Below are 24511 nucleotides of genomic sequence, written 5' to 3'. Positions count from 1 at the left end.
GAGGAGATCATCGCCGTGGCCGCGGAGATGTTCGCGCGCGACGGCTTCCGTGGCACGTCCCTGCCCGCCGTCGCGGCCCGGGCCGGCATCAGCGAGCCCGGCCTCCTGTATCACTTCGGCAGCAAGGCGGGGCTGCTCCTGGCCGTGATCGAACGGCGCGACCTCGACAGCGAGGCCTTCGCGATGGAGCTCCTGGGCATGGAGCCCTCCGGGCGGCTGCGGGCCATGCCGGAGTTCGCGCGCCGCAACAAGGAGCGGGCGGGGCTGGCCAAGCTGTTCACCGTGCTGGTCGCCGAGAGCCTGGAGCCCGGCGCGCCCGGCCACCGGCACTTCGTCGACCGCTACCGCGCGATGCGCGCCATCGTCGCCGACAGCATCCGGTCGGCCCAGGCCGCCGGGCTCGCCCGCCAGGACATCGACCCCGCGGCCAAGGCCGCCGAGATCATCGCGACTCTCGACGGCCTGCAGACCCAGTGGCTGCTCGACCCCGACACGATCGACATCGTGGCCGGCGTCGAGTCCTACGCCCGCACGCTGGAGCACGACCTGACGTGCGGGCTCTTCTGAGGTGGCCGGTGGGTGTCGTGGGCGGCCCGGGCAGGGTCACCGTCCAGACCCCGGGAGGCCCCATTCAGGACACGGTGCAGGGGACGCCGTTGAGCGTGAAATTGGTGGGCTGGTCGTTCGAGCCGCTCGCGTTGAAGCCGACCCCGTAACTCGTACCGGGATCGATGCTCTTGTGGAAGCTCGGGCCGGTGACCTGGACGCTCGGCGGGGTCGCGGACCAGGTGCCGTTCCAGCCGGTGGTGAAGGTCTGGCTCCCGGGGAAGACGAACTGCAGGATCCAGGGGCCGAACGTACGCGTTCCGGTGTTGCTGATGGTCACGTCGGCCGTGAACCCGGTGCCCCATCCGGTGCCGGCGTAGGTCACCGCGCAGGCGTAGCCGGGGGGCACGTCAGCCTGGGCCGTTCCGGCGGGCAGGGTGGCCAGGAGGAGCCCGGCGATGACGATCCCTGACGAGCGCCGCAGAAAACGCATCGATCCCCCTTTTGTCATGAGAACGATATTCCGAGGCGATCGTCAGCCGTGCGGCACCTGTTGTCAAACATTTGTCGGCCCGGTGAATGAAAGTTTCACCGGGGGTCACCTAATAGTCTTGGCCGGCCATTTGTGGCGCATTTTCGATGCCGATTGTTGCCTGCCGGAAATGAGGACGCGGGCCGGGCTCCGAGGCGGCATGATGGCGGTCAGGAAGATCGTCGAAAGGTGCCACGTGGAGAAGATCGTGTCCGTCGCCGTCGCGAGCGTGCTCGTGATCGGCCTCGCTCCCGCCGCTCACGCCGTGTCCGCGAGCGATGTCTACGCCAACTACGCCGAGCTCTCCGCCCATGAAACCGAGGGCAGGGACTATCGCCGCGTCCTTCGCGTCCCCGGCGGAGCGAAGGTGGCGCACATCGCCATCCACGGCGGCGCCATCGAGGCGCCGACGTCCCAGCTCGCCGACCAGGCCGCGGGACGCAAGCACGCCTACTACTCATTCGCCGGCATCAAGGACAGCGGCAACAGCGCTCTGCACATCACCTCCACGCACTTCGACGAGCCCAAGGCGCTCTCGGTGGTGGCCGCCGTCGACTACACCGTCTCCTGGCACGCCGCGGCGGGCGCCGCTGCCACCACCTACGTCGGCGGGCGCGACACGACATTGATCAAAAAGGTGACGGCCGAGCTACGCGCCGCCGGGTTCCCCGTCTCGGCGTCCGTACCTGACGAAATCGGCGGTGACAGCCCTCGGAACATCGCGAACAGAAACCGCAGGGGCATGGGGGTGCAGCTGGAAATCAGCCGGGGTCAGCGGGAGCGGTTCTTCAAGGAAGGCAAGCTGAATCGCGCCTGGATCGAGAGCCCGGCCAACCGCACGAAAGCCTTCTACGAGTACGTCGCGGCCGTCAATCGTGCCCTGAGCTGAGGAGCCGAAAGCCCGGCGCCTCACCTGGGGGTGAGGCGCAGGATGGCGTGGTCGCGGGAGAGGTAGGGCAGCTCCACCCGCAGGTTGTTGATGCGGGCGGACCTGCCGGGAGCCAGGGACAGCTTGCCCTCGTCGCGGCAGCGCCCGTTGACGCAGCTGCTGGAGATGCTGACGTTCGCCCCCTCGGCCTGCAGCCCGCCGGTGAAGCCCAGGAGCGCGATCGTGGCCTCGTCCGGGTCGAGTGAGCTGATGGTGAGCCGCTGCACGCCGAACCGCTTGTCGATCCGGAGCCGGTCGCCTGCCCGTACCTCGACCTCGCAGTCGGCGTCCTTGCAGGACGCCAGGCTGCTCCCGTCGGCCGGGTGATGCCCGGTGGACGAGGGCCGGACGGAGGCGGTCGGCATGGGAGACACGGTGTCCGTCGTGGGTGGCAGCGTGTCCGTCGCCACCGACAGCGGCGTTGACGGCGTGGTACGCGAGTCGGCGCAGGCAGCGGCGAGTACGACCAGCAGAGCGACGGCGGTGAACCGGACGACGGTCGGCATTGGGCTCCTCCAGGCGGGCACTCCTGACGTTGTGCCCGTCCTAGCTGAGAAAATAACCCTGTGTAATCAAGGTGTCAGCTCAGTCCGTGCCGGACACCAGCCCCACCCGGTAGGCGAGGACGACGGCCTGCACGCGGTCGCGCAGCTCGAGTTTGGCCAGGATCCGCGACACGTAGGTCTTCACGGTCTCGGCGGTGATGAACAGCTTCTCGGCGATCTCCGCGTTCGACAGGCCGCCCGCGATCTGTTCGAGGACCTCGAGTTCGCGAGGGGTCAGCGTGCGCACGATCTCGTCCCTGGCCGGGCGGGACGGGTCGGCGGGGCGGAGCCGTTCGGCGAAGTGGCCGATGAGCGTGCGGGTGACGGCCGGCGCCAGGAGGGAGTCGCCACGGGCGATGGTCCGCACGCCGTTGACCAGCTCCGCCGGTGGCGCGTCCTTGAGCAGGAAGCCGCTGGCGCCGGCCTTGAGCGCTTCGTAGACGTACTCGTCGACGTTGAAGGTGGTGACGACCAGCACTTTCGCCGGGTCCTCGGTGCCGGGGCCGGCCAGCCGCCGGGTGGCCTCGATGCCGTCCACGATGGGCATCCGGATGTCCATCACGATGACGTCCGGGCGCAGCAGCCGGGCGGCCTCGACCGCCGCGCGGCCGTCCGCGGCCTCCCCGACGACCTCCATGTCCGGCTGGGCGGAGAAGATGGTGATGTAGCCGGCGCGCACCAGCGCCTGGTCCTCGCAGATGAGCACCCGGATCGGCGGGTCGGTCATGGACTGCTCCTGTACGGGATGAGGGTTCGGACGCCGAACCCGCCGCCGGGGCGGGGCCCGGCCGCCAGTTCGCCGTCGAGCATGCGTACGCGTTCCCGCAGCCCGTCCAGACCTCGCCCGCCCGACGGCACGACGGGTGCGGCGTCGGCGGGCCCGTCGGTGATCACCTCGATCTCGAGGTGATCGTCGTGGTGGTGGACCGTGACCGCGGTGGACCGCCCTGTCGCGTATTTGATCGCGTTGGTGAGCGTCTCCTGCACGACCCGGTAGGCGGCCAGCTCCACGTCGACGGACTGCGGTCGCTGGTCGCCGCGTTCGGTCAGCTCGACGGGCTGGCCGGCCAGCCGGGCCTGTTCGACCAGGTCGCCGATCTTGCCCAGGGTCGGCGCGCGGCCCGCGACCGCCGAATCGCCGGTGGCCTCCAGCACTCCGAGCAGGTACCGCAGCTCCGTCAGCGCCCGCCGGCCGGTGTCGCTGATGGCGGCGAGCCCGGCCCCGGCCCGCTCCGGCGCGTTGCCGACCAGGAACTGCGCCGCGTCGGCCTGGACGACCATGGCGGTCACATGATGGGTGACCACGTCATGCAGCTCGCGGGCGATCCGCGCCCGTTCGGCGGCCGCGGCCACCTCCGCGCTCAGGCGCCGTCGCTCGGCCTCGTCAGCCCGCCACCGGCGCATCCCGGCACCAGCCACCCAGATCACCGCCAACGTCAGATAGAACGCGAGGAACGCCGGGACTCCGTTGGGCGACCCCAGGCCGTGCAGCACGACGACCAGCAGGACATAGCCCACGGTCGACACCGCGACGAGGCCGCGGCGGAACCGGGCCTGATAGGCGCCGGCGGCGTACAGGGACAGATAGAGCCCGATGCTGGCGAACGTCTGCGGATAGCTCAGCGCCTGGTGAAGAGCGAATGCGGCGCCGGTGATCGCGAGACAGGCCGCGGGCCATCGGGTGCGTACCACCAGCGGCGCGGACTGGGCCACGGTCAGCGCCACGCCCAGCGCGTCCAGCGGGCGCTTGGGCAGGTCGCCGAGCTGCGCCCCGATGGCGGACATCGTCGGAACGAACGCCAGCAGCATGAGCGCCGCCGCGAGCGCGGTGTCCTTCACGGACTGGTGGCAAGCTCGCCACCAGTCTGACCATAAGCGGGCGGAACGGGCGGCGTTCGCGAACACCGGGCAAGCCTAACGACCCCCACTCCGCGCAGGGAGCAGTCTGCCCCGCCGGTGCGCGAGGACGAGCATCGGTACGGCGAGCAGCAGGCTCATCATGACGGGCACGATCGACGCCTCCAGCCCGAACTCGCCCCCGGTCAGCACCGCCGGACCCGAGACCTCGGCGGTCAGCAGACCGGGCGAGACGTGGCCGGAGACCGGGATGCCCAGCAGTCCCTCGGTGGCGTTCCAGGCGAAGTGGAGTCCCACGACGAACCAGATGCTGCGCCGCCAGAGGTACGCGGCACCGAGCAGGACGCCGGCCTCGACGGCGATCGCCAGCGAGCTCCAGAGGCTGGCTCCCGGGTTGGCCAGGTGCATGCCGCCGAACAGCAGCGCGGTGATCGCCAGCGCCACCCGGCTGCCCCACAGCGCCTCCAGGGCCTGCAACGCCAGGCCGCGGAACATCAGCTCCTCGGTGACGGCCGCGCCGACCGCCGTGAACACCACCGGCAGGACGTTCCCCGACGACCACGAGAACGAATAGCCGCCGGCCACCGTGATCAGGAGCACGGAGCCGAGCACGAACCCCAGGCCGATCCCGGCGCCGGACAGCGCCTCCCGACCGGCCCCGCCTCTGGCGATCTCCGGGGTGGGCCGCCCCGCGACGAAGCGCATGACCGCCCAGTAGACGGCCACCGCGGCGACCGCGCCCACCACGGCGAGCACCGGCGCTCCGCCCCCGGTCAGCGCCGACACCACGATGAGGCCGAGCAGCCCGATCAGCATCCAGGTGAGGGGGAAGCGGGCGATCCTCCGTATCCGGCCGTCGCCGGGGACTGCGGCTGGCGTGCTCATGGTGACCTCCGTTGACGTCGGCCGCGCGATCGGCGGCCCCGGCGAAGACGGTATGAGCGCGATGGTGTCCGGCGAATCACCAATGAGCGGACGATTCAGGTAGCTCTCACGGGGGATGGGCCGGCGCCATTGACGGGCCACGCCCGTAAGGTTACGGTCGGGACCGGAATTGAGCATGAACGAACACGACCCCGGAGGTGGTGCCGTGCGGATTCCCGTGGAGGGGCACTTGAAGTGGCCCCGGCTGACGCGCGGAGCGGTGGCGACGGCGCTCCTGGCGGCACTGCTCGCGGCACCGCCAGGAACGCCCGCCTTCGCGGCCGACCTGCGGATCGCCAACGACGGCTTCGACGACGGGCTGGCCGGCTGGAGCGGCTCGCACACCGCGGGCGGCGTCGAGGCCGTGTCCTGGGACGGGCGCACCACGGCGCGCGTCACCGACACCGACCCGGCCGCCGCCTACGGCAGGGAGAGCATGCCGGGCCTGCCCGCCACCGCGGGCACCCGCTACACCCTGCAGGCCCAGGTGTGGGCCGACAGCGGCACGGCGTACCTCTATCTGCGCTTCCGCGACGCCTCCGGCAACCTGCTGGCCGGCGGCGGCAACGCCCCGGCGACGGGCAGGCGCTGGAACCGCGTCACGGCCTCGGGCGTCGCGCCCGCCGGCACGGCCACCGTCTCGGCCCTCATCTACTCGGGCGTGGCCGACGTGGGCACCGCCTACTGGGACGAGGTGCTGATCACCAAGGACGTGACCGACCTGGGCGTGCAGATCGACAGCAGCGTGCCCAACGCCACCACGTTCGCGGGCGGCAGCGCGTACGCCGTCTACACCGGCACCGCGGAGGCCAACCCGCAGCTGGCCGTGATCGACGTGGCCACCGAGAAGGTGACCCGGAAGCTCACCATCCCCGACAGCGCGGCCACGCCCACCGTCGGCGGCTGGGCGGCGGCCACCGCCACCGACGGCAGCGTCTACCTCGGCACCTACCCCAACTCCAAGCTCTACCGGCACGTCCCCGGCCAGTCCACGATCACCGACCTCGGCCGGGCGGAGGGCGGCTACTCCTTCATCTGGGACCTGGAGCCGGGAGCGGGCGGGAAGGTGTACGGCGGCACCTACAACGACGGCCGCTACTTCAAGTACGACAACGGCGCCTTCACCACGATCGGCAGCGTGCCCATCCTGGCCGGCGCCCAGTACGTGCGCAGCCTCGCCCACGACCCGGCCGCGAACGCCACCTACCTCGGCACCGGCACGAACGCCGCCCTGATCAGGTACGACAACGTCACCGGCCGGGTGGACAGCCTCCTTCCCGCCGCCTACGCCCACAACTCGATGGTGGGCGGCCTCACCTGGACGGGCGACAGGCTGTTCGCCTGGATCGACCGCACCCTGCTCGTCCTGCGCGTCGTCCGCGACGCCGACGGCTCCTACTCGGCCGCCACCGACGCCGCGATCAGCGACGTGGACCTGCACCACTCCCCGGCCCGCGACGGCCTGGTCTGGTTCGTCAAGGACGGCCTGCTGCACTCGTACGACATCGCCGCCCGGACCGTGCAGGCGACCTCCGTGCGGCCCGGACTCGACGTCACCGGCTACACCTGGTCGGGCAGCACCCTGGTCGGCCTCGGCGCGGCCACGGACGGCACCAGGATCTTCAAGTACGAGCCCGCCGGCGGCCGCTGGAGCAGCAACCTCGTGACCGGCACCCCCGTCCTGCCCGCCGCGATCAACGCGCTCGGCGCGGGACCCGACGGCCGCGTCTACACCGGCGGCTACCTGACCGGCGGCACCGGCGTCTACGACCCGCTGCGGGGTGACGGCGACGACAACCAGCCGGACCGGCTCACCCTCAACGGGCTCAACCAGACCGACAGCCTGCTGGCCCACGACGGCCTGCTCTACATCGGCGTCTATCCCTCGGCCCGGATCTACAGCTACCAGCCCGGCGGCCCGTGGCCGCCCACGCTCAGGTACACGGGCGGCGAGGCGGGCGACAAGGCCGACGACTGCGAGCCGGGCCAGGGCCCGCCCCCGCAGGACCGGCCGTACGCGCTGGCCGGCGGGCCGGACGGCACCGTCTACATGGGCACGGTGCCGAAGTACGGCAAGCGCAGCGGCGCCCTCACCGTCTGGAAGCAGGGCACGGCCGGGCGGACCCTGTGCGTGGTGCCCGACCAGGCGGTCGTCTCGCTGGCGTACGCGGGCGGCAAGGTGTTCGGCGGCACCTCCACGCGCGGCGCCCTCGGCGTCGACCCCGTCTACGCCCCGGGGGCGTCGGCCACGCTGTTCTCCTACGACCCCGCCACCGGCACGGTGCGCACGCATCCGCTCCCGCTGACGGCGCCCAAGGCCGTCACGGCCCTGGCGGCGGTGGACGGCGAGCTGTGGGGGCTGGCGGGCGGCTCGCTGTTCACCCTCGATCCGGCGCGGCCCGAGGCGATCACCGTCAAACGGCTGTTCGCCGACCCCGACTACACGGCCAAGCCCAGCGTGGCCTGGCGCGACGGGGTGCTGCTGACCGTGCCCCAGGATCCGGCCCGCGTGTACGGCACGGCCGGCGACCAGATCTTCGCGATCGACAGGTCGACCAAGGCGGTGACCGTGCTGCGGACGGAAGCGGGGATGGAAGGGCTGACGGCCGACCGCTTCGGCAACCTCTACTACAAGATCAACGAGCGCCTGTTCCGGCTCGCCCGGCCATGAGGCGGATTTCGGCCTGAACCGATACCACGCGGAGGGGTCAGCGCTCGGGAGCCGTCGTCACCGGCGGCTCCTCGGGGGCCGGCGCGTCGGACGGTTCCGGGCGCCGGGCGCGGATCCGGCGGGACACCGTGCCGGTCGCGACGGCGGCGGCGCCGCCCAGCAGGGCGAGCAGCACGGGGACGAGGGTGGCGGACCACGGCCAGGCGCTGCCGGTCAGCTTGACGTCGAGCACCGGGTACTCCAGCGTCTTGGCGGTGAACCGGGCGGTCTGCACGTCGTAGGTGCGGGCGAGGTCGCGCAGCACCGGGTCGAACGCGAACTCCGGGTTGACGTGGAGGTACTCGGGCCGCGGCCCCGTGGTGGCCGCCGCGCGGCGGCTCGCGGCCTCCAGCCCCGGCACGAGGAGGCGGTCGAGGTCGGCCGCCGCGACCGTCGAACGCGGGACGAACGTCAGTCCGTGCTTGGAGTGGATCACGCCGTCACCGACCGCGACGGTGCGCCCGACCATGGACTCCTCGGTGTAGGAGACGAACGCGGAGGCGAGCTCCAGCTCCCCGACGCCCTCGGTGAGCTGGACGCCGATGGTCGTCGGCCCGGTCTGGTAGGAGGCGTTGAGCGCGGCGACCACGTCCGACGGCTCCAGAGCGGATTCGGGGATCCGCGCGGCCCTGCCGGGCAGGTAGTGGCGCCAGTGGACCCGCTGCGCCGCCGCACGCGCGGTGTCCGCGTCGAGCAGCCGTTCGATGATCCGGAGACCGCCGTCCACCCCTGACAGCACGCCGCCGGTGGTGATCACGTTTCCGTCGTCGACGTACCGCGTGCCGCTCGTCCACTTGACGTCGGGGAAGTCCTTCCGCAGCCCGGACAGCCGCAGCCAGTGGGAGGTGGCGGGCCTGCCGTCCAGCAGTCCGCTCGCGGCGAACGTACGGGCGCCGGCGCAGACGCTGACGGTCAGCGCGCCGGCGGCCGACTGCTGCCGCAGCCAGGCCCTGATCGAGGCGGACTCGGCCGGATCGGGCGGCTGCAGGGCCGGGATCACCACGGCGTCGAGCCTGTCGTTCCGCTCGCGCATCAGCCGCGTCAGCTCGTCGAACGTCAGGTCCGGCACGATGTCCAGGCCGCCGGTCAGGGCCACCAGCCGGGGTCCCGCCGAGACGACGTAGGTGTTCACCCGGCCGGTGCCCGCCAGCACCTCGTACGGGCCGAGCAGGTCGGCCACGTTGGAGCCCTTGCCGCCGACCAGGAAGGCCACCGTGGGCTTGGCCGGGTCATGGACCCTGGCCACCGGCTGGGCCGACACCGCGTCCGAGCGCGCCCGGTACAGGTCGCCGAACTTGCCGACGGTGTTCACGGCGGAGACCGAAGCGGGGATCAGCAGCACGGCCAGCACCACGGCCGTCCTTCTGACCCACTTCCACGGGACGCGCAGTCGGTGGTGATGGCGGAGGTACTCCTCGCGCCGCCACAGCATGGCCACGGCCATGAGGACGAACATCAGCGTGTGCCCGATCGCCATCACCAGGTGGCCCGGCAACGCGCCGAACCAGTACGGGACGAGCAGCACGAGGAACGGCGCGAACATCGCCAGGCTCATCTCGCCGATGGCGGCCCAGCCGTGGCGGCGCACCCGCATCCAGACCGCCATGCCGATCGTCATGTCGGCGGCCATGATCAGCGTGCTGACGTCGAACCGGATGTCCCCCGGCAGGACCGCGCTCCACACCAGGCCGAGCAGCAGCATCCCGAGGCCCATCGCGATGACCATCTCGATGTAGTGCCAGACGAAGCGCCCGGCCAGGCGCGCCTTTCCCGTAGGTGGTTCGTCAACAGCCATTGCCGGACTCCTGAACGTCGTCGGTGAGGGGGTTGTGGCGCCCTGCTTGACCGCTGCCAGTTCAGCCCGGCGTCGGAAGCCGGGCAAGCGGTGACCGACCGGCTTGTCCGAATAGCCGGGCATCGTGTCGCTTTCGGCCTTGCTCATCAGGGCTCTGCTGCCGACCAGCACCGCCCCGACGTGGCGGTGATCGACATCGGCCTGCCCCACGTGGACGGGTTCACCGCCGCCATCCGCCGGGTCGCACGCGGCGATAGCGTTTTCCCATGAACGGAGCAATCAACGTGTTCCCGGCATCTCCCGGCGACGGGGACGCGGTGGGTGAGATCCACGCCGAGTCCTGGAAGGCCGCCTATGCCGGATTCTTCCCAACGGAGTTCTTCGACGAGGCGGTGAGCCACCGGCGCGGCAAATGGCACGGCGTGCTCGCCGAGGGCAAGGACACCATCCTGCTGGCCACGCTGGACGGGCGACCGCTGGCGTTCTCCTACTTCGGCACCTCGCCGACGCACCCGGAGTCGGCGGAGATCTTCGGCTTCTACGGTCACCCCGACGGCTGGGGTACCGGCATCGCGGCTGCCCTGATGACCGCGTCCCTGGACAGGATCCGCGCGGAGGGCTTCGGGCGGATCCATCTGTGGACGCTGCGTGGCACCCCCCAGTCCCGCCGTTTCTACGCCAAGAGCGGCTTCACGGAGTCCGGCGCGGTCCGCGACCACGACTTCGGCGACGGCAACCCGATCGAGCAGGTCGAGTACGAGCTGATCCGCTGAGCGGCCGCGCTCGTCCCGTTCGTCTGGAACGCCCCCGTCCCCAGGTAGCCGACCGAGTACTGTTACTCTTAGTGAACAATAGGTTACCTTGCGTATTTCGGGGGCTCTTGTGAAGGTCGCCTGCGTCGGTGGCGGACCCGCCAATCTGTACTTCTCCATCCTGATGAAGCGGGTGGACCCGTCCCACGACATCACCGTCTACGAGCGAAACCCGGCCGGATCGACGTACGGCTGGGGCGTGACCTACTGGGACGAGCTGCTCGGCTACCTGCTCGCCGCCGACCCCGAGTCCGCGAGCGCCATCCGCGCGAACTCGGTCCACTGGGACAGCTGGGTCGCGCACATCCGCGACCACGCGACGGTGACGGTGGATCACGGGGACGAGGGCTTCGGCATCGGCCGGCACCTGCTGCTCGACATCCTCGTCGAACGGGCCCGTGCGCTCGGCGTACGCGTCGAGTTCGAGCGCGAGATCGCCGGCGAGCACGAGCTGCCCGAGGCCGAGCTCATCGTCGCCGGCGACGGCGTCAAGAGCACGCTGCGGCAGCGCCACGCCGACCACTTCGGCCCCGAGTTCGCGGTCGGGAACAACTTCTACACCTGGCTCGGCACCACCCGGATCTTCAAGGACTTCACCTTCGCCTTCACGGAGACCCCGCACGGCTGGATCTGGTGCTACGGCTACGGATTCAGCCAGACGCACAGCACCTGCGTCGTCGAGTGCTCCCCCGCGACCTGGCGCGGGCTCGGGTTCCACGAGGCCGACGAGGCCGACAGCCTGGCCGTCCTGGAGAAGCTCTTCTCCGAGATCCTGGACGGACACCCGCTGATCGGCCGGGCGCACCCCGACGGCAGCTCGCACTGGCTGAACTTCCGCACCCTGACCTGCCGCACGTGGCACCGCGACAACGTCGTCCTGCTCGGGGACGCCGCGCACACCACGCACTACTCCATCGGCGCGGGCACCGCCCTCGCGCTCGGGGACGCCGCCGGCCTGGTCAACGCGCTGTACGAGGAGGCGACGCTGCCGGCCGCCCTCGCCCGCTACGAGCGCGACCGCAAAACCGCGATCCAGGGCACCCAGAAGAGCGCCCACCGCAGCGCCCAGTGGTACGAGAACCTGCCGCGCTACATCGACCTGCCGCCGGGGCAGATGTTCACGCTGCTCGGCCACCGGCACTCCGCGCTGCTCCCGCACGTGCCGCCGAAGCTGTTCTACGTGATCAGCCAGGTGGCCGAGTCGGCGACCGGGCTCGTGTCCTGGCTGGGCTCGAAGGCCACGCGCACCCCGGACGCGCCCGCGAGGTGATCGCGGGGCTCCGGTCAGGCGGACCAGTGGGGGTCGCGGCCGAGCAGACCGAGGACGCGATGCTGGAGCGGAGCGTCGCCGGGCACCGCGACCTCGGGGCCGAAGACGACGATGCCCGGGCCGAAGGCGCCGGGAATGCGCATCTCCTCGGGGATCCGCTGGACGGCGGGCCACATCTCCTCGAGCTCGGCGGGGTCGATCGTGTCGTCCTGGCCGGTCGCGCGGGCGAGGTCCCAGCCGTGGAGCACCATGTCGGCGCTGACGACCTGGTCGATGTGCCGCTCGACGGACATGCGCCCGCCGGGGGTGTCGATGTCCCGCGCGGCGGCGGCCGGGTCGGTGAGCAGCGACTCGACGTCCGCACGCGCGGAGGCGAAGGCGGCGGCCGGGTCTTCCTCGACGGGCGGCGCGGGGCTGAGCGGCCTGCCGAGCGGGCTGAGCATCGCGGCGTGCATGTCGACGATGTGGCCGACGACGTCTCTGGAGGTCCATTCCGCGCAGGGGGACGGGTTGGACCACTGGCCGGGAGCGACCGCGGCGATCTTGGCCGCGAAGATGTCGGCTCGGGTCCGATAGCGGTCGGCGATCTCGCTCATGAGGGCTCCTTCTCCTCCCCGGCTCCGATGATGATATCCGTGGCGAGGCCGCGTGCGATGATCAAGCGCAGGTCGCCGCCAGGTGATGTACGTCAGCCGACGCCGATCCGGTGGCGGAAGACCCAGTACGTCCAGCCCTGGTACAGCAGCACCAGCGGCAGGAAGATCACCGCGACCCAGGTCATGAGGCCGAGCGTCTTCGGGGTCGCGGCCGCGTTGCGGGCGGTCAGGCTGTAGGCCGGGTTGATCGTCGAGGGCAGGACGTCGGGATAGAGGACCGTGAACAGGCTGATCACGGTCAGGCCGATGGCGACCGCCGACAGCAGGAACGCCCAGCCCTGGCGGCCCCGGCCCACGGCGACCAGCGAGGACGCGAAGGCGACGACGGCCAGGACCGCCAGGACGACCGTTGCGGGGCTCCCACCCTGGAGCTGCGTCCAGGCCAGGAAGACCACCGCGAGCACCGCCGCGACGACGCCCGTCCGCACCGCCACCGCGACCGCGCGCCGACTGATCTCCCCGGTGCTCTTCAGCGCCAGGAACATGGCCCCGTGCGTGGCGAACAGCGCCAGCGTCGTCAGCCCGCCGAACAGCGCGTACGGGTTGAGCAGGTCCGCCACCGTGCCCACGTACTCGTGGCGGGAGTCGAGCCGCAGGCCCCGCACGATGTTCGCGAAGGCGACGCCCCACAGCAGCGCGGGCACGAACGAGCCCGCCACGATGCACGCGTCCCACCGCCGCCGCCAGATCAGGGAGTCGCGTTTGCCGCGGTACTCGAAGGCCACCCCGCGCACGATCAGCGCCACCAGGATCACCAGCAGCGGCAGGTAGAACGCGCTGAACAGCGAGGCGTACCACTCGGGGAAGGCTGCGAACGTGGCCGCTCCCGCGGTGATCAGCCACACCTCGTTGCCGTCCCAGACGGGGCCGATCGTCTCGATCATCGCGTGGCGTTCGGCGTCGTTCCTGGCGACGACGGGCAGCAGCATGCCGACGCCGAAGTCGAACCCCTCCAGGACGAAATAGCCGAGCCAGAGCACGGCGATCGCCACGAACCAGACGTCGGTGAGCTCCATGCCGCGATCTCTCCCCTGGTAGGCGGGCAACTGGTAGGCGGGCGGCTAGTAGGCGGGCGACGGCTCGCCCGGCTCGGTGCCGTCGCCGGACGGCGGGGCCATCCGGCCGTACTTGATCATGAGGCCCGCCTCCACCACGGCCAGCACGCCGTACAGGAGGGTGAAGACGATCAGCGAGGTGAGCACGGTGCCCACCCCGACGCTGGGCGAGACGCCGTGGACGGTCTTCATCTGGCTGAAGACGATCCACGGCTGCCTGGCCGTCTCGGTGAAGATCCAGCCGAAGCTGTGCGCGAGGAAGGGCAGCACGACGGACCACACGGCGGCCCGCCAGATCCAGCCCTTGCCGCGTACGCGTCCGCCGCGGGTCAGCCAGAGCAGGACGAGCGCCACCAGCCCCGCGAGCATGCCGAAGCCGATCATCAGCCGGAAGGACCAGTAGGCGAGCGGGATGTAGGGACGGTAGTCCCCCGGGCCGAACCTGCGCTGGTACTCCCGCTGGAGGTCGTTGACGCCGTGCACCTTGCCGTCGAACGAGCCGGTGGCCAGCTGGGACAGCAGGCCCGGGATCTCCAGCGCGAAGATCGGCCTCGTGCCGTCGAGCGTCCCGATGGTGAACAGCGAGAACGGCGCCGGCTGCCGGGTTTCGTAGAGCGCCTCGGCGGCGGCCATCTTCATCGGCTGCGTCTGCGTCATGATCTTGCCGAGGACGTCGCCGGAGCCGAGGGTGCCGACGGCGCCCACCAGCACCGCGACCGCGCCGAGCCGGAGGGACGGGCGGAAGACGTCGGCGTCCCGCTTCCTGGCCAGGTGCCAGGCGGAGACGGCCATGAGGATCACCCCGCCGGCCAGCCAGCAGCCCAGGATGGTGTGCGGGAAGGTGGCCAGCAGGACCTTGTTGGTCAGCACGGCCCCGAAGTCGGCCAGCTCCGCCCGCCGGTCGACGGTGAAGCCCACCGGCCACTGCATGAACGAGTTGGCGGCCAGGATGAAGTAGGCGGACACCATGCTGCCGATCGCGACCGTCCAGATGCACGCGAGATGCACCAGTTTGGGCAGCCGGTCCCAGCCGAACATCCACAGCCCCAGGAACGTCGACTCCAGGAAGAACGCCAGCAGCGCCTCCAGCGCGAGCGGGGCGCCGAAGACGTCACCGACGAACCTGGAGTAGGAGCTCCAGTTCATCCCGAACTGGAACTCCTGCACGATCCCCGTCACCACGCCCATCGCGAAGTTGATCAGGAAGAGCGTGCCCCAGAACTTGGTGGCGCGCAGGTAGGCCGGGTTGCCGGTGCGCACCCAGGCCGTGTTCAGGATCGCCACCAGCACCGACAGCCCGATCGTGAGCGGCACGAACAGGAAGTGGTACACCGTGACGATCCCGAACTGCCAGCGCGCGAGATCCACGGTGTCCATGTTCTAACGGTAAGTGCCCGATCGAGCGCTACCGGTTACGACACGCTCGAATGGAGGGCCACGGGAGGAGGACGTTCGCAGGTGCTCGCGATGGTCACCGCCGTGCCCGAGCCCGCCGCGGCCAGCAGCGACTCCATGACGTCGAGCACGTGGAAGGCCAGCGAGCCGCCCGCGCGGAGCTCCTGGCCCGCCGCGAAGTCGAGCAGCCCCACGCCGCGCCCGGCCCCGACGTAGCCGGCCGACTCCGCAAGCTCCTGCCAGCCGTCCTTGCCTGAGATCAGGACCTGGCCGTCGAAACGGTTCGGGTCGGGTACGACGAGCGAGCCCTGCTCACCGTGCACCTCGATGTTGGGCGCCTTGGTCGCCGCCCCGTCGAAGCTCATCACCAGCGTGGACAGCGCGCCCGAGGCGTGCACCAGCACCCCGGTGACGTGGGTGTCGACCGTGACCGGGATCTCCTCGCCCTGGCGGGGGCCCGAGCCGATGGTGCGCTTGGCACGCGTACGGCTGGCCGCGCCGATGACGCGCGCCACCGGCCCGAGCAGCGTCACCAGGCTGGTGATGTAGTACGGCCCCATGTCCAGGAGCGGGCCGCCGCCGGGGACGTAGTAGAAGTCGGGGTTCGGATGCCAGCGTTCGTGACCGGGCGTCATCATCGTCGCGGTCGCCGCGATCGGCCTGCCGATCAGGCCGTCGTCGATGGCCTTGCGCGCGGTCTGCGTGCCCGTGCCCAGCACCGTATCGGGCGCGCACCCCACGCGTAACTCAGCGGCGGCGGCCGCCTCGAGCACGCGCGTGGCGTCCGCGGCCGTCGCGGCAAGGGGCTTCTCGCAGTAGACGTCCTTGCCGGCCGCTATGGCCTGCAGCGCTACCTCGGCGTGGGCGGCGGGAATGGTGAGGTTGAGCACGACGTCCACGCGCGGGTCCGCCAGCAGCTCCGCCACGCTCAGCACGTCGACCCCCTCATAGGGGCGCACCGCCTCCCGTGCCCGGTCGAGATCCAGATCGGCCACGGCCACCAGCCGCAGCTGCGGTAACCGGTCGATGGTCCGGAAGTACTGGGCCGAGATGGCCCCGCACCCCACGACGCCGACGTTCACCGGCTGGCCCACAACATTCCCCTTTCGATGATGGTGCGCACGCTGTCGTTCTGCAGGACGTCGAGGCTGTGCCCGGGGGTGGTGACGAAGATCTTCCCGCTCCCCCACCGGCGGGTCCAGATCGCCGGCGAGGTGACCTCCCGGTGCCAGGGATCCCACGGGCGGACCTGCTGCGTCGTCGTCGCCAGCACGTCGATGTAGTCGTCGGCCAGGACCCAGTACTGCTCGGTGACGAGGTCGAAGTCGGCGATGCCCTCGGTGATGGGGTGCGTGGCCGCCTCGGGCAGCATGTTGACGGTGTACGGCACGAAGTTGTCGGCCTGCGTGCCTTCCCGCTCGGCCGGATCCTTGCCGGGATGGCAGGCGAACTGCCCGCCGATGAGATGCAGGTAGTCGGAGGAGTTGCGGTAGGAGTCGGCGATGCCGCCGTGCCAGCCGGCCATCCCGGTGCCCGCGCGGATCGCGGCCTCCAGCCCGCTCAGCTCCTCCCTCTCGATCGTGCCCATCGTGTAGCACTGCACGATGAGATCGATGCCGGACATGAACGCGGAGTCCGCGTACGGCGCAGGAGACTCCGCCCGATGCACCTCGAACCCCTGCTTCTCGAGGAAGGGCACGAAGAGCTCGGTGGCCTCGACCGGGACGTGACCTTCCCAGCCGCCGCGCACCACGAGCGCCTTCCTGCCGTGTTCGTCTGCCATGCTCCCGCCTATCGCTTAAGGGACAAACGACTCTGATATTCGCATTTCACACCTAACTATCTGAAGGGGTGTCCACCATCTGGCGCATGAAGGCAACGGATGCGGGCAGCGCTGTGCGGGCGGGTCCCCCGGCGCCGGCTTACACGTGGCTTAGTCCGTCGGGGTTCTAATCGGACAAACCCGATGTGGAGGACAAGGTGCCACCAACTGACCAACCACACGAGGAACTGTCATGCGAACCGGACGGGCCGCGCAGGCGCGTCCCGCGACCGCTGATCGTCGCCGCCGCCGTCGTGCTGGCGACGACGGGCGGGATCGGAGTCGCCTCGGCGGCGTCGGGAACGACACCGACGGGCACGCCGACCCCCACGCCGACGATCAGCGAGACGCCAACGGAGACACCGACCACGACACCGACCGACACACCGACCGACCCGACCGAAACACCAACGGATACACCCACCACGGAACCTCCTGACATAGCGCCGATCAACCCGTCGGCGTTCGTCGGAACCATGCATGGCGAGTTCGCGGTGGCGACGAAGGACGGCTGCGGCACCGTGACCCTGTTCGCCCAGACCGGGCAGGCGACCGCCGTCGCGGAGGACTCGATCACCGTGCGCAGCCAGGACGGCTTCGAGCGCACGTACGCGATCGACGACAACACGCACACCATCGCAGGTCGCCGCGGCAACAGCGCGGTCAAGCAGGACGACTGGGTGTCGGTGACCGCGATCGGTGCCGACCAGACGTCCACGCCCACGCCCACAGCCACGTCCACAGCCACGTCCACGCCCACGGCCACGTCCACGGCCACAGCCGCCACCGTCTACGACCTGTCGCGGCCCATGAAGCGGATCTGGTCGTACAAGGGCTGGAAGCAGGCATGGCAGTGGTGGCCAGGCGCGCCTGCGTGGCAGACCCCGACCGCGTGCCCGACGCCGACCACGACGCCGACCGAGACGCCGACCGAGACGCCGACCGACACACCGACCGACACACCGACGGAAACGCCCACCGAGACACCGACCCCCGATCCGACGTCATCGGTCTCCGAGACCCCGACCCCGACGCCCACGCCGACCCCCTGATCGGCAGGTAGCGCCGTCTTCGTCCCGAGCGGCTCCCCTCTCACTCGGGCGTCGAACGGCGTGCCGCGTCGCGACCGGCGGTCAGAGCGCGAGATGGACCCGGTACTCCCTGAGCCACGCGTCGAGCTGCAGCAGCCGCTCCAGCGAGGCGCGGGCCGCGAGGGAGCTGGAGTCGCCCACGGGGCGGTCGACGAGCGCACGCGCCTTGTCCAGGTCGAGCAGCTGGGCACAGGGCGTGTCGCGATCGAGCAGGGCGCGGGCCTCCTCGCGCAGGGCCTGTTCGTAGGCGGGGTCCTGGGTGGCCGGGTAGGGGCTCTTGACGCGCTGGAGCACCGACTCCGGCAGCAGGTCCGCGGCGGCCGCGCGCAGCAGGCTCTTCTCCCGCCCGTCGAAGGTCTTCATCGCCCAGGGGGCGTTGAAGACGTACTCCACCAGCCGGTGGTCGCAGAAGGGCACGCGGACCTCCAGCCCGACGGCCATGCTCATCCGGTCCTTGCGGTCGAGCAGGATCTGCACGAACCGGGTGAGGTGCAGATAGCTGATCTCGCGCATGCGCCGCTCGTGCCCCGTCTCGCCGGGCAGCTCGGGCACCTCGGCCATGGCCTGGCGGTAGCTCGTGTCCTGGTAGCCGGTGACGTCGAGCGTGCGCGCCAGGTCCTCCTTGAACAGCTGCTCCACCCCCAGGCGGTCGGTGAGGCCGCCGATGAACCACGGGAAGGTGTCGGCCGCCACCGCCGCGGGGTCGTGGAACCACCGGTAGCCGCCGAACACCTCGTCGGCCGACTCCCCGGACAGCGCCACCGTGGAGTGCCTCCTGATCGCCTCGAACAGCAGGTAGAGCGAGCTGTCCATGTCGCCGATGCCGATCGGCAGGTCGCGGGCGCGCAGCACGGCGGCCCGCACGGCCGGGTTCATCAGCTCCCGCGAGTCGAGCACGATGTCGGTGTGCTCGGCGGCGATGTGCTCGGCCACCTCGTGGACGTACGGCGCGTCGGGCGTCGAACGGGTCGCGTCGGGCTTGAAGTGCTCGGTGTAGCCGGCGAAGTCCACGGCGAACGAGCGGACCCTCCCGAGACCCTGCTCCGCCAGGCCCTTGGCGGCGAGCGCGGTGATCGTGCTGGAGTCGAGGCCGCCCGACAGCAGCGCGCACAGCGGCACGTCGCTGATGAGCTGGCGGTGGACGATGTCCTCCAGCAGGTCGCGCACCGTCTTGACGGTGGAGTCGACGTCGTCCTGGTGCTCGTGGGACTCCAGCTGCCAGTAGCGGCGCTTGCTGCACCCGTCGCGGCTCACCCGGATGAGCTGGCCGGGGCGCACCTCGTACATGCCTTTGAAGATCCCGTGCTCCGGCGTCTTGACGTACGCCACCAGCTCGCGGAGCCCGTCGGCGTCGACCACCCGGTGGGCGAGCGGGTTGGCGAGGATCGCCTTGGGCTCCGAGCCGAACAGCACGCCGTGGGCGGTCGGGTAGTAGTACAGCGGTTTGATCCCCATGCGGTCGCGGACCAGCAGCAGCTCCTCGCGCTCGGCGTCCCAGATGGCGAAGGCGTACATGCCGTTCAGGCGGGCGGCCAGGTCCTCGCCCCACTCGACGTAGGCGCGCAGGACGACCTCGGTGTCGCTCTGGGTGCGGAAGCGGTGCCCGCGGGCGGCCAGCTCCTCGCGCAGCTCGCGGTAGTTGTACACCTCTCCGCTGTACGTGAGGACGGCCGGCTCCAGCCCGTCCTCGTCGGCGACCATGGGCTGCCGGCCGCCGGGGAGGTCGATGATGGCCAGCCTCCGGTGGCCGATGGCGGCGTGCGGCGCCATCCAGAGCCCTTGGTCGTCGGGGCCGCGGCAGGCCATCGTGTCCGTCATGGCCTGCGCGGTGGCCCTCTCGCCCATCAGGTCCCGCTCGAAGTCAACCCAGCCGCAGATGCCGCACATGCCCGACTCCTCCCGATTGCCCCGACGCCTCCCTGATGCCCCGCCCGGGCGGGTTATCACGCCGGGGAACGCCTCCGGCCCGGCAGCCGCCGCTTCGGATGAAAGGATCGAAGCGTTTTCGTATGACCGAAAGGCACATGAGATGGCTCCGAACATCGCCACCGCACGCCACGTCGACCTGCCCGAGCTGCTGGAGTTCCTCCGCCCCAGGCACCACGGCCTGCTCTCGACCACCCGCAAGGACGGCCGGCCGCAGCTCTCACCCGTCAGCTGCGGGGTCGACGAGGACGGCCGGATCGTGGTCTCCACCTATCCCGACCGGGTCAAGGCCCGCAACGCCCGCCGCGACGACCGGGTGTCCGTCTGCGTGCTGTCCGACGACTGGAACGGCCCGTACGTCCAGGTCGACGGGCACGCGGAGGTGCTGGACATGCCCGACGCCCTCGAAGCCCTGGTCGAGTACTACCGGTGCATCGCCGGCGAGCACCCCGACTGGGACGAGTACCGGGCCGCCATGCGGCGCCAGGACAAGTCGCTGATCCGCGTCCACATCGACCGCTGGGGCCCCATCGCGACCGGTGGCTTCCCCGCCCGCCTGATATCGGAGTGACACCCGGCCGGCCGTGGTCGCGGGGGCCCTCCTGAAGCACGCCGGTCAATCCTTCCGGGCGGGCAGCAGGTACACCAGGACCGCCGCCACGCTCGCGACGGCGAAGGTGAACACCGAGGACATCCCCAGGCCGTGGGCCGCCGCGGCGGCCCGGTCTCCGGTGGCGGGATCGAAGGCGTGGAAGAACACGACTCCGATGAGCGCGACCCCGAGCGCGTTGCCGACCTGCTGGGCGGTGGACAGCACGCCGGAGGCCATGCCCACGTCGGCGGGGTCGATCCGGGCCAGCACCGCGTTGAGCGACGGCGTGATGAGCAGCCCTCCCCCGACGCTCTGCAGCATGAGCGTCGGGATGACGACCGCCGGCGTGAACGGCAGGCCGCCGATCAGCACGGCCGCCGTGACCGCGTACCCGATGGCCAGCACGACGGCCCCTAACTCCAGGACGCGACGGCCGTACCTGGGCACGAGCCGGCCAGCGACCATGCTGAAGGCGAAGAAGGTGAGGGCGGCCGGGGCATAGACCAGCCCGGCCCCGAGCGCCGGCATGCCGAGCCCGTCCTGCAGGGAGATCGACAGCACGAGGTAGTACGACGAGAGCAGCGCGTAGATCGTCAGGACGAGAGGGATGCCGACGGCGAACGACCGCGCGCGGAACAGGGAGATCCGCACCAGCGGAGTGGCGGTCCTGCGCTCGACGAGGACGAAGAGGGCGAAAGCGGGGACGGCCGCGGCCAGGCAGGCCCACGTCCACCAGGGCCATCCCGCCTGCCGGCCCTGGATGAGCGGGAAGGCCAGGAGGAACAGCGCGACGCTGAGCACGACGACCCCCGGCAGGTCGAGCCGGCGCGCGAGCGGCGCCCGCGACTCCGGCAGGAACCTGGCCGCGAGCAGGATCGCGACGAGGCCGATCGGAACGTTGATCCAGAACACGAGGCGCCAGCCGGAGCCGAGCAGGTCGGCGCCGATCAGCAGGCCGCCGACGAGCTGGCCGCCGACGGTGGCGAGCCCCATGACGGCTCCGAGCACCCCGTACGCGCGGTGCCTGCCCTGCTCCGGGACCAGCACGGTGATGACCGCGTAGACCTGCGGGAGCATCAGCGCGGCGCCCAGGCCCTGCACGAGACGGGCCGGGATGAGGGCGAGCGCGGCCGGGGCGAGCGCGCACGCGACGGACGCCAACGTGAACAGGGCCATGCCGGCGACGAAGGTCCGCTTGCGGCCGTACAGGTCGCCGAGCCGGCCACCGGTGACGAGGAACACCGCGTAGGTGAGCTGGTAGCCGACCAGGATCCACTGCAGCTCGCCGCCGGAGGCGCCCAGGTCGGCCTGGATCGCCGGTCCCGCGACGATGACGATGTACGAGTCCAGGAGCGCCATGAACGCGCCGACCAGCACGATCGACACGGCGCTCCATGGCGTGGCGGCCACGGTGCGAGGCGTTGTTGTCATAGTCACAAAGAAAACGTACGATCGTTCGTACTTAAAGGCAAGTGACATGATGAGGGCTCATGAGCGAGCTAGAGCAACCCGCCCCCGCGACGGCCGGAATCTCCGACCAGCGCCTCCTGCGCGGCGCGCGGGCCAGGCAGACGATCACGCGCCACGCCGTGGACGTCGCGTCGCTGGAAGGGCTCAACGGGCTCAGCATCGGCCGGCTGGCCACCGACCTCGGGCTCAGCAAGAGCGGGGTCGCCACGCTCTTCGGGACGAAGGAGAAGCTGCAGCTCGCCACCGTCGCCTCGGCGCGCGAGGCGTTCCGCGACGCCGTCATCCGGCCGGTTTCGGACATGCCCCACGGCGTGGCCCGGCTGCGCGCGCTCACCGAGCGCTGGATCTCCTACGCCGAGACTCCCCTGTTCGAGGGCGGCTGCTTCTGGGCGGCGAACCTCCCCGACTTCGACAGCCGGCCGGGGCCGGTGCGCGACGCGCTCGTCGGCCACCACCGCGACTGGCTCGCGCTCATCGCCGGCGAGCTGCGCGGTGCCGTGGCCGCCGGCGAGATCGCCGACCTGGACGCCGAGCTCGCGGCCTTCCAGATCGACGCGGTGCTCATGGCGGCGAACACCGCGCTGCGCCTCGGCGACCACGAGGCCGTGGGCAAGGTCCGCCGCGTCGTCGAGGGATTCGCGGGCGCACGATCATCCTCGTCCTGACCCGGTCTTTAGCCAAGGAACGAATAAGAGACAGCAAAAATCCCCAAATCTCTCTCGTCCGGAATTAGAGGACCCGCGCCGTGGATAGGGACATATAAGGAATTCGCGTCCTGCTAGGAGGGATCATGGCCGACACCCAGCCGCGAGGGCGCACGACCGCCGGACCCGACGGGAATGGCACCAAGCGGTTCAGCCTGGACCTGCCGATGCTCGGCATCCAGGTCCGGCAGCCCGAAATGCGGATGCCACACATAGAAATGCCACACATCGAGATGCCACGCATGCCGCGGATGCAGATGCCACGGATGCAGATGCCGAACATCCCGATGCCACGTGTCAGCAAGCAGGAGCTCGGTCACTACGTCGACGTCGCCCGGACGTTCCTCCCTCCGCCCGAACGCATGGCCTATTACGGCGCGCTCGGCGCGCTCGCCGCGGTCGGGGTGCTCGAATGGCCCGTCGCGGCCGCCATCGGTGCCGGGACGATCCTCGCCCGGCGGGGACTGCCGCGGGCGGCGTTCGGGAGGCAGCGCGCGACCACCACACCGACCAGGGAGCCTGCGGCCCGGGAGACCACGACCCCGAGCAGGCGTACCACGACCGGGACGACCAGGCGGGCCACGACCGCCACCCGGCGCGGCACGGCCGGGACCACGACGACCGGCACCACCACGAGGCGCAGGGCCGCCACGACCGGCGGCACGGCCGGGACCACGACCACCGGCACCACCACGAGGCGCAGGGCCGCCACGACCGGCGGCACCGCCGGGACCACGACCACCGGCACCACCACCAGGCGCAGGGCCGCCACGACCGGCGGCACCACCGCCGCCACCGGCGGCACCGCCAGGAGCACGACCAGGAGCACCGCCGCCAAGCCGGCCACGACGACCGGCACCACCACGAGGCGCAGGGCCGCCACGGCCGGCGGCACGACCGGCACCACCACGCGGCGCAGGGCCGCCACGACCGGCGGCGCGACCGGTACCAGCGAGAGCAGCACCAGAGGCACCGCCGCCAGGTCGTCGACCGGCCGCACCACCGCCAGGAGCACCGGCACCACGAGCACCGGCACCACGAGAAGCACCACGAGCAGGGCAGGCGGGACCTCCCGCGCCACCACCAGGTAGACCACCTCGACTTCGAGCTCGACAAGCAGGCGAAAGAGCACCGCACCGAGCAGGTGACCACGACGCCGTAGACGGGAGACCACATGGCGTTGTTCGGCCTGCTCAACGTTGGCACGCTGCTGAACATGTTCCCGGAGCCGGTGCGGAGCGTCCTCCCGCGCTCCCGCCGGGTTCAGCCGTGCCCGGGCGGAGCGCGTATCGAGCTGCGCACCATCGGCGGCCCGCGCACCGAGCGGCGCGCCCGCGAGCTGGAAGAGCGCCTCAAAGCGGTGGGAGTGTCGCGCGCCGAGGTGAACGGCGCGCTCGGCTGCGTCTTCGTGGCCTGCGACGTCACGACGGACGACATGGACAAGCTCGTGGCCGTCGTGGACGAGCTCGACGAGGACGGGGACGGCTCCCCGGCCCCCGCCCGGGACGGCGTGGAGCAGCAGGACCGCTCCGTCGTCAGCCTCGGCCTGCACCTGGCCGGCACCGGGCTCGCCCTGGCCGGCCGGCTGGCCCGCGTCCCGCGGCTGTCCGCGGCCGTGCCCGGCCTCCTCTCGCTGGCCGAGCACACCCCCCTGGTACGCAGGGAGCTGGAGGAGCGCATCGGCAAGCCCGGCGCGGACGCGATGATCGCGATGACCCGGGTCGCCTCCCACACGCTGGCCATGCGGCCCATGTCCCTGCTGATCGACTCGGTCGCCGCGGCCGGCCGGTACGTCGACTCCCGTGCCGGGCTCAAGGCGTGGGAACAGCGCGAGGAGCAGTTCGCGACCGTGACGGGGGCGTACCGCCACACCAGGGCCGC

The 24511-nt window shown here is 71.0% G+C and carries 24 protein-coding genes and 1 pseudogene; 9 read left to right on the top strand and 16 right to left on the bottom strand.

The window, feature by feature from the left end:
* Positions 1 to 15 precede the first annotated feature (15 nt).
* The gene (locus ACWDX9_RS17605; RefSeq protein ID WP_449954762.1) at positions 16 to 567 is read left to right on the top strand and encodes a TetR/AcrR family transcriptional regulator; all 552 of its coding nucleotides are present in this window, start codon (positions 16 to 18) and stop codon (positions 565 to 567) included.
* A 64-nt stretch (positions 568 to 631) separates the two neighbouring features.
* Here ACWDX9_RS17605 and ACWDX9_RS17600 read toward each other — a convergent pair whose 3' ends face one another.
* Positions 632 to 1039 (bottom strand): cellulose binding domain-containing protein, encoded by a 408-nt coding sequence (locus ACWDX9_RS17600; protein ID WP_449954759.1) that lies wholly within the window; start codon positions 1037 to 1039, stop codon positions 632 to 634.
* A 169-nt stretch (positions 1040 to 1208) separates the two neighbouring features.
* Here ACWDX9_RS17600 and ACWDX9_RS17595 point away from each other — a divergent pair, with 169 nt between their 5' ends.
* Positions 1209 to 1967: a poly-gamma-glutamate hydrolase family protein gene (locus ACWDX9_RS17595; RefSeq protein WP_449954756.1), complete on the top strand. Its 759-nt coding sequence runs from the start codon at positions 1209 to 1211 to the stop codon at positions 1965 to 1967.
* A 20-nt stretch (positions 1968 to 1987) separates the two neighbouring features.
* On the opposite strand, the gene ACWDX9_RS17590 is transcribed toward ACWDX9_RS17595, so the two are convergent.
* From ACWDX9_RS17590 to ACWDX9_RS17575, 4 genes are all read right to left on the bottom strand, one after another.
* Positions 1988 to 2512, bottom strand: a complete 525-nt coding sequence (locus ACWDX9_RS17590; protein WP_449954754.1) for a hypothetical protein — start codon at positions 2510 to 2512, stop codon at positions 1988 to 1990.
* A gap of 79 nt (positions 2513 to 2591) precedes the next feature.
* Positions 2592 to 3278, bottom strand: coding sequence for a response regulator (locus tag ACWDX9_RS17585; protein ID WP_449954751.1), 687 nt, complete (start codon positions 3276 to 3278; stop codon positions 2592 to 2594).
* On the bottom strand, positions 3275 to 4390 hold the full coding sequence (locus tag ACWDX9_RS17580) for a sensor histidine kinase (RefSeq protein ID WP_449954748.1): 1116 nt from the start codon (positions 4388 to 4390) through the stop codon (positions 3275 to 3277). The genes ACWDX9_RS17585 and ACWDX9_RS17580 overlap by 4 nt, the downstream gene beginning before the upstream one ends.
* A 75-nt stretch (positions 4391 to 4465) precedes the next feature.
* A complete protein-coding gene (locus tag ACWDX9_RS17575) occupies positions 4466 to 5293 on the bottom strand; it encodes a CPBP family intramembrane glutamic endopeptidase (protein WP_449954745.1) in 828 nt (275 codons plus the stop codon).
* Positions 5294 to 5498: 205 nt separating this feature from the next.
* On the opposite strand from ACWDX9_RS17575, the gene ACWDX9_RS17570 reads away from it, so the two are divergent.
* Entirely contained in the window at positions 5499 to 8003 is a 2505-nt protein-coding gene (locus ACWDX9_RS17570) for a hypothetical protein (protein WP_449954742.1), read from the top strand.
* Between the two features lie 37 nt (positions 8004 to 8040).
* Here ACWDX9_RS17570 and ACWDX9_RS17565 read toward each other — a convergent pair whose 3' ends face one another.
* Entirely contained in the window at positions 8041 to 9837 is a 1797-nt protein-coding gene (locus ACWDX9_RS17565; RefSeq protein ID WP_449954739.1) for a DJ-1/PfpI family protein, read from the bottom strand.
* Between the two features lie 266 nt (positions 9838 to 10103).
* Here ACWDX9_RS17565 and ACWDX9_RS17560 point away from each other — a divergent pair, with 266 nt between their 5' ends.
* Together ACWDX9_RS17560 and ACWDX9_RS17555 are read left to right on the top strand one after the other, a co-directional pair.
* Entirely contained in the window at positions 10104 to 10610 is a 507-nt protein-coding gene (locus ACWDX9_RS17560) for an N-acetyltransferase family protein (RefSeq protein ID WP_449954736.1), read from the top strand.
* Positions 10611 to 10719: 109 nt separating this feature from the next.
* Complete coding sequence (locus ACWDX9_RS17555) at positions 10720 to 11919, top strand: FAD-dependent monooxygenase (RefSeq protein ID WP_449954733.1); 1200 nt, start codon at positions 10720 to 10722, stop codon at positions 11917 to 11919.
* A gap of 14 nt (positions 11920 to 11933) precedes the next feature.
* Here ACWDX9_RS17555 and ACWDX9_RS17550 read toward each other — a convergent pair whose 3' ends face one another.
* The 6 genes from ACWDX9_RS17550 to ACWDX9_RS17525 form a co-directional block, all read right to left on the bottom strand.
* On the bottom strand, positions 11934 to 12515 hold the full coding sequence (locus ACWDX9_RS17550; protein WP_449954730.1) for a TIGR03086 family metal-binding protein: 582 nt from the start codon (positions 12513 to 12515) through the stop codon (positions 11934 to 11936).
* 92 nt (positions 12516 to 12607) lie between these two features.
* A complete protein-coding gene (gene cydB / locus ACWDX9_RS17545) occupies positions 12608 to 13591 on the bottom strand; it encodes a cytochrome d ubiquinol oxidase subunit II (RefSeq protein ID WP_449954728.1) in 984 nt (327 codons plus the stop codon).
* A gap of 45 nt (positions 13592 to 13636) precedes the next feature.
* Positions 13637 to 15007, bottom strand: a complete 1371-nt coding sequence (locus ACWDX9_RS17540; RefSeq protein WP_449954725.1) for a cytochrome ubiquinol oxidase subunit I — start codon at positions 15005 to 15007, stop codon at positions 13637 to 13639.
* Between the two features lie 35 nt (positions 15008 to 15042).
* Positions 15043 to 16119: a Gfo/Idh/MocA family protein gene (locus tag ACWDX9_RS17535; protein WP_449954722.1), complete on the bottom strand. Its 1077-nt coding sequence runs from the start codon at positions 16117 to 16119 to the stop codon at positions 15043 to 15045.
* Entirely contained in the window at positions 16104 to 16808 is a 705-nt protein-coding gene (locus ACWDX9_RS17530) for a ThuA domain-containing protein (protein WP_449954719.1), read from the bottom strand. The genes ACWDX9_RS17535 and ACWDX9_RS17530 overlap by 16 nt, the downstream gene beginning before the upstream one ends.
* A 166-nt stretch (positions 16809 to 16974) precedes the next feature.
* Complete coding sequence (locus ACWDX9_RS17525; protein ID WP_449954717.1) at positions 16975 to 17274, bottom strand: hypothetical protein; 300 nt, start codon at positions 17272 to 17274, stop codon at positions 16975 to 16977.
* Positions 17275 to 17323: 49 nt separating this feature from the next.
* On the opposite strand from ACWDX9_RS17525, the gene ACWDX9_RS17520 reads away from it, so the two are divergent.
* Complete coding sequence (locus ACWDX9_RS17520) at positions 17324 to 17899, top strand: hypothetical protein (RefSeq protein WP_449954715.1); 576 nt, start codon at positions 17324 to 17326, stop codon at positions 17897 to 17899.
* Positions 17900 to 17980: 81 nt separating this feature from the next.
* On the opposite strand, the gene asnB is transcribed toward ACWDX9_RS17520, so the two are convergent.
* Positions 17981 to 19825: an asparagine synthase (glutamine-hydrolyzing) gene (gene asnB, locus ACWDX9_RS17515; RefSeq protein WP_449954711.1), complete on the bottom strand. Its 1845-nt coding sequence runs from the start codon at positions 19823 to 19825 to the stop codon at positions 17981 to 17983.
* A gap of 142 nt (positions 19826 to 19967) precedes the next feature.
* Here asnB and ACWDX9_RS17510 point away from each other — a divergent pair, with 142 nt between their 5' ends.
* Positions 19968 to 20435 carry a PPOX class F420-dependent oxidoreductase gene (locus ACWDX9_RS17510; protein ID WP_449954709.1) on the top strand — a complete coding sequence of 156 codons (468 nt, stop codon included), beginning with the start codon at positions 19968 to 19970 and terminating at the stop codon, positions 20433 to 20435.
* A 45-nt stretch (positions 20436 to 20480) separates the two neighbouring features.
* On the opposite strand, the gene ACWDX9_RS17505 is transcribed toward ACWDX9_RS17510, so the two are convergent.
* Positions 20481 to 21887 (bottom strand): MFS transporter, encoded by a 1407-nt coding sequence (locus ACWDX9_RS17505; protein WP_449954706.1) that lies wholly within the window; start codon positions 21885 to 21887, stop codon positions 20481 to 20483.
* A gap of 59 nt (positions 21888 to 21946) precedes the next feature.
* Here ACWDX9_RS17505 and ACWDX9_RS17500 point away from each other — a divergent pair, with 59 nt between their 5' ends.
* On the top strand, positions 21947 to 22591 hold the full coding sequence (locus ACWDX9_RS17500; protein ID WP_364261517.1) for a TetR/AcrR family transcriptional regulator: 645 nt from the start codon (positions 21947 to 21949) through the stop codon (positions 22589 to 22591).
* A gap of 113 nt (positions 22592 to 22704) precedes the next feature.
* Here ACWDX9_RS17500 and ACWDX9_RS17495 read toward each other — a convergent pair whose 3' ends face one another.
* Positions 22705 to 22950 (bottom strand): hypothetical protein, encoded by a 246-nt coding sequence (locus ACWDX9_RS17495; RefSeq protein ID WP_449954703.1) that lies wholly within the window; start codon positions 22948 to 22950, stop codon positions 22705 to 22707.
* A 50-nt stretch (positions 22951 to 23000) separates the two neighbouring features.
* A complete protein-coding gene (locus tag ACWDX9_RS17490) occupies positions 23001 to 23762 on the bottom strand; it encodes a hypothetical protein (RefSeq protein ID WP_449954700.1) in 762 nt (253 codons plus the stop codon).
* A 42-nt stretch (positions 23763 to 23804) separates the two neighbouring features.
* Between ACWDX9_RS17490 and ACWDX9_RS17485 the strand changes: the two are divergent.
* Positions 23805 to 24511: pseudogene (locus ACWDX9_RS17485) on the top strand (cation-translocating P-type ATPase); the annotation flags it as partial.

The sequence above is a fragment of the Nonomuraea sp. NPDC003201 genome (assembly GCF_053590415.1).
Note: the sequence above shows the minus strand (reverse complement) of the source record. Positions and strands in the feature narration are given on the sequence as shown.

Coding starts and splice junctions, on each gene's coding strand:
- ACWDX9_RS17600 (WP_449954759.1), bottom strand. CDS start 1,039: ATGCGTTTTCTGCGGCGCTCGTCAGGGATCGTCATCGCCGGGCTCCTC.
- ACWDX9_RS17595 (WP_449954756.1), top strand. CDS start 1,209: ATGAGGACGCGGGCCGGGCTCCGAGGCGGCATGATGGCGGTCAGGAAG.
- ACWDX9_RS17590 (WP_449954754.1), bottom strand. CDS start 2,512: ATGCCGACCGTCGTCCGGTTCACCGCCGTCGCTCTGCTGGTCGTACTC.
- ACWDX9_RS17585 (WP_449954751.1), bottom strand. CDS start 3,278: ATGACCGACCCGCCGATCCGGGTGCTCATCTGCGAGGACCAGGCGCTG.
- ACWDX9_RS17575 (WP_449954745.1), bottom strand. CDS start 5,293: ATGAGCACGCCAGCCGCAGTCCCCGGCGACGGCCGGATACGGAGGATC.
- ACWDX9_RS17565 (WP_449954739.1), bottom strand. CDS start 9,837: ATGGCTGTTGACGAACCACCTACGGGAAAGGCGCGCCTGGCCGGGCGC.
- ACWDX9_RS17560 (WP_449954736.1), top strand. CDS start 10,104: ATGAACGGAGCAATCAACGTGTTCCCGGCATCTCCCGGCGACGGGGAC.
- ACWDX9_RS17550 (WP_449954730.1), bottom strand. CDS start 12,515: ATGAGCGAGATCGCCGACCGCTATCGGACCCGAGCCGACATCTTCGCG.
- cydB (WP_449954728.1), bottom strand. CDS start 13,591: ATGGAGCTCACCGACGTCTGGTTCGTGGCGATCGCCGTGCTCTGGCTC.
- ACWDX9_RS17540 (WP_449954725.1), bottom strand. CDS start 15,007: ATGGACACCGTGGATCTCGCGCGCTGGCAGTTCGGGATCGTCACGGTG.
- ACWDX9_RS17530 (WP_449954719.1), bottom strand. CDS start 16,808: ATGGCAGACGAACACGGCAGGAAGGCGCTCGTGGTGCGCGGCGGCTGG.
- ACWDX9_RS17520 (WP_449954715.1), top strand. CDS start 17,324: ATGCATGGCGAGTTCGCGGTGGCGACGAAGGACGGCTGCGGCACCGTG.
- asnB (WP_449954711.1), bottom strand. CDS start 19,825: ATGTGCGGCATCTGCGGCTGGGTTGACTTCGAGCGGGACCTGATGGGC.
- ACWDX9_RS17510 (WP_449954709.1), top strand. CDS start 19,968: ATGGCTCCGAACATCGCCACCGCACGCCACGTCGACCTGCCCGAGCTG.
- ACWDX9_RS17505 (WP_449954706.1), bottom strand. CDS start 21,887: ATGACAACAACGCCTCGCACCGTGGCCGCCACGCCATGGAGCGCCGTG.
- ACWDX9_RS17500 (WP_364261517.1), top strand. CDS start 21,947: ATGAGCGAGCTAGAGCAACCCGCCCCCGCGACGGCCGGAATCTCCGAC.